General features: G+C 66.6%; 5 protein-coding genes. 3 read left to right on the top strand and 2 right to left on the bottom strand.

What is annotated here, in order from left to right; genetic code table 11:
* Positions 1-189 precede the first annotated feature (189 nt).
* On the top strand, positions 190-621 hold the full coding sequence (locus AC5RW2_RS41665; RefSeq protein ID WP_494030701.1) for a hypothetical protein: 432 nt from the start codon (positions 190-192) through the stop codon (positions 619-621).
* 66 nt (positions 622-687) lie between these two features.
* Positions 688-822 (top strand): hypothetical protein, encoded by a 135-nt coding sequence (locus AC5RW2_RS41660; RefSeq protein WP_494030700.1) that lies wholly within the window; start codon positions 688-690, stop codon positions 820-822.
* A gap of 10 nt (positions 823-832) precedes the next feature.
* Here the strand turns inward: AC5RW2_RS41660 and AC5RW2_RS41655 are convergent, their stop codons facing one another.
* Complete coding sequence (locus tag AC5RW2_RS41655) at positions 833-1,234, bottom strand: sortase (RefSeq protein ID WP_494030699.1); 402 nt, start codon at positions 1,232-1,234, stop codon at positions 833-835.
* A gap of 163 nt (positions 1,235-1,397) precedes the next feature.
* On the opposite strand from AC5RW2_RS41655, the gene AC5RW2_RS41650 reads away from it, so the two are divergent.
* A complete protein-coding gene (locus AC5RW2_RS41650; protein WP_494030698.1) occupies positions 1,398-2,165 on the top strand; it encodes a DUF2382 domain-containing protein in 768 nt (255 codons plus the stop codon).
* Positions 2,166-2,244: 79 nt separating this feature from the next.
* Here the strand turns inward: AC5RW2_RS41650 and AC5RW2_RS41645 are convergent.
* Positions 2,245-3,413: glycosyltransferase 87 family protein (locus tag AC5RW2_RS41645; protein WP_494075330.1), on the bottom strand; the 1,169-nt coding region annotated here is incomplete at its 5' end.

The following is a 3,413-nucleotide window of genomic DNA, read 5'->3' as shown; positions in this document are numbered from 1 at the left end:
ACCAGGAGTCGGCGCTGCTGCAGGAGGTGGAGGACAAGCTCGGCCCGGCGCCGTCGTATATCTAAATACGCGCGCCGCGCGCCTGACGCCGGCCGATTGGCCGTAGCCTAGGATTATCACGAGATTGCAGGGGGTCTGTCGGGAACCAGGTTCACCTGCCGACTGTAATCCGAGAGGAAATCTGAGCACATGCACAGGCAAGAGGGCATGCCCTCGAGCGAAGCGCTGTCCCGCAAACTGGACCTGCTCATGGACACCATGGTGGCCGAGGGCGGAGAACCGTACAGCTTCCCGCAGATCCAGGAGGCCATGGCCAAGGCCGGCACTCCTTTGTCCCGGGCGCGCTGGCAATACATGCGCGCCGGCACCGGCCCGGACCCGCGCGACCGCGAACTGCTGGCGAATCTGGCGCGTTTCTTCCAGGTCGACGAGTCGTTCCTACTGGAGGAAGACGCTGAACTGCCGGAGCGCATTTCCGCTCAGCTCGAGCTGCTGCGGACCATGCGTGCGGCCAAGGTCAAAAATTTCGCTGCCCGGCAGCTGGCCGACCTCTCCCCCGAAACGCTGCAGCAGATCCGCGCCATGATCGACGCGGAAGTCAACCGGGAAAAGGACCAGTAGCCCTCCCCCACGGAGCTTTTCGTGGGTGCCAAGGTTCTTCCCAGACGCGGCTGATATCCAAGACCCATGGCCAAGAGAAACCACGCACGTTCCCCGTTCGAAGAACAGCATCAGGCCCGACGGGCCCTGCCGATTGTCGGCCTGGCCGTCCTGTCCCTGGTCACACTGCTGGTCGTCTGGCTGGCAATGACCCGCTTCTGACCGCCGGCCCTCAGGCTGCCATCAGCAGCAGGAAGCCAGCGACGGCGGCGGCCGCACCGACGCAGGTCAGCACCAGTCCCAGGACCAGCAGCACCCTGCCGGGATGGACGGGGAGGTCGCGCCGCCAGCGGTGGGGATTGCGCGCATCGTAATAGAGAACGACGTCGGTCCCCGGCTTAGGCGCGTCGGTTTCCCCGGGTGCCGCCCAGGCTTCATGGACTTCGTAATCGCGCCCGAACCAGCGGTACCCAGACCTGCCCTCGGACAGGACAGCCACAGCGTCAACCCTCCGCCAGTCGGTGCGGGTCCGCCGCACAATGCCGGCGGCAAGCAGAAACAGCAGGCCGGGGACAAGTCCCACCCACGTCAGCAGCTCCAGGATCAGGCCAAGGGCGTCGGGAGTGCTGAGCATGTTCCTGATGGTACCGCGGGGCGCCGCGCCGCCGGGACATGAGCCGCTGCCGTCGGTCCGGTTACCGCAAGGGTTGCGTTTCGCCGCCAAAAGTGGAGGATAGTAAGCGGGCTTACTAATGGGACGGCCCGCCGTCACTACCCGCCAACCAAAGGAGTTCACCATGGCAAACTTCGATGCCAACACCCTGACGAACGCCACCGTCTATGGGCAGGACCGTGAAAAGATCGGCAAGGTCGGGCAGTTGTACATGGACGACCAGACCGGTGAGCCGACCTTCGTGACTGTCAGCACCGGACTGTTCGGAACGAAGGAAACGTTCGTTCCCGTGAAGGACGCCAGGGAAGAGAACGGCGATCTGTACGTGCCGTACACCAAGGATTTCGTCAAGGACGCCCCGAACATGGATCCGGATGAGCACCTCTCCGAAGAGGAGCAGGACCGCCTCTACGCCTACTACGCGGGCCAGGGCGGCTACGCCACAGCCGGAACCACGGGCACGGCAGGAGGAGAACGGACCACCGAGCGCGGAACCGACCGCGACACGGACACGGAGGCCGAGGTCATCCGCCGCGAGGAGCAGCTTAACGTCGGAACGGAAACCCGGGAAGCGGGGCGCGCACGCCTGCGCAAGTACGTCACCACTGAAACCGAGACCGTCCAGGTTCCGGTCTCCCGCGAGGAAGTACGGGTGGAGCGCACCCCCGTCAGCGAGGGCGAAGAGGTCTCCGGTGCTCCGCTGGGCGAGGAGGAAACGGAAGTCACGCTGCGCGAGGAGCGCCCGGTCGTCAGCAAGGAAACGGTCGGCGCGGAGAAGGTGTCCTTGGGCAAGGAGCAGGTCGAAGGCACCGAAACGGTGCAGGCCGACGTAGCCAAGGAGCACGTCGAGGTCGAAGGGGGCGAAGAGGACCGCGGACGCGGCACCCGCTAACCCCGCCCAGAGTGCAGGAGGGCCTTTCCGGACCCACCGGAAAGGCCCTCCTTTCAGCTCTACGGAAGAACGCCCAACCTTAAGCGCCGCGACCCTCCGGCCCGCGTGCGGACACGGACTCGCTGCACCGTGCCGGCCACCTGCTCCGGCCCGCGCTCGACCAGAGCACTGCCAGCCAGTACAGCAGCATGGCCACGCCGCAGAACACGCCGGCGCTGGAGGCCATCAGCCACAGCTCCGGTTCCTGCGCGTTGAGGTCCGGCGCGCCGAAGAGCATGCCGATGGTCTTGGGCGAATAGAAGAACACGAGCACGGAGACCGCCAGGAGCGCCGCCCCGGTCCGGCGCAGCCCCCGGTAATGCGTCGGCAGGTCCCGGACCGTGCGGGCCAGCAGCGGAAGCAGGACCGCAACCCAGACCCAGTGATGGGACCAGGACACCGGCGAGATGAGCACCATGAGCAGCGCGGTCGCCGCCACGGCGACCAGGTTCAGTCCGCGGTCGTCGGCGAGCTTAATGACGACGGCGGTGGCGGCAACCAGGGCGAGGGAGAGCAGCAGCCACGGAAGATCGACGTCGTACCCGGGGCCGGCAAAATGCAGAATGGCGCCCTTGACGGACAGATTGTCCACATAGCCGGCGCCGCCGATCCGGGAGGTGTCCGCCAGCAGACCGAACCAGTAGTCGACGGATTCGCGCGGCAGCACCGCCAGGCCGACCGCGACCGTGCCCAGGAAACCCGCGGCCATATTCCGCAGGCCAACCCAGTCCCGCCGCACCAGGAAATACAGGCCGAACACGAGCGGCGTCAGCTTCAGGCCGGCCGCGATTCCGGTCAGCAGTCCGGTGGGCCAGCCGCGGCGGGCCGCCAGGAAATCCGCCATGATCAGGCCGAAGAGCAGGATGTTGATCTGCCCGAACCCCAGCGTCTCCCGCCACGGACCCAGCAGGACGATCAGGCCGAAGACCACAATGGCCAGTGGACGCAGCCAGGCATGGTCCAGCACGTCCCGGACGCGCTGCCTGCCGAAGAAATGCCGGACGGCATGCAGCGCCGTGGCCGCGGCGATCGCCAGCGAGACCAGGGTGAAGAGCCAGACGCCGGCGTCGTGCCCGAGAGGCACCAGCAGCGTAAAGACCAGCGCGGCGAACGGCGGATAGGTAAAGGGCAGGCCCCGGCCCTCGACATAGAGGTCCCCGTGACCCTCGAGGATCCGCTGGCCGCCGGTGAGGTAGACGTTGAAGTCCA

This window comes from Arthrobacter sp. B0316-1-20, assembly GCF_059091865.1.
This window is presented reverse-complemented; position numbering and strand designations above follow the sequence as displayed.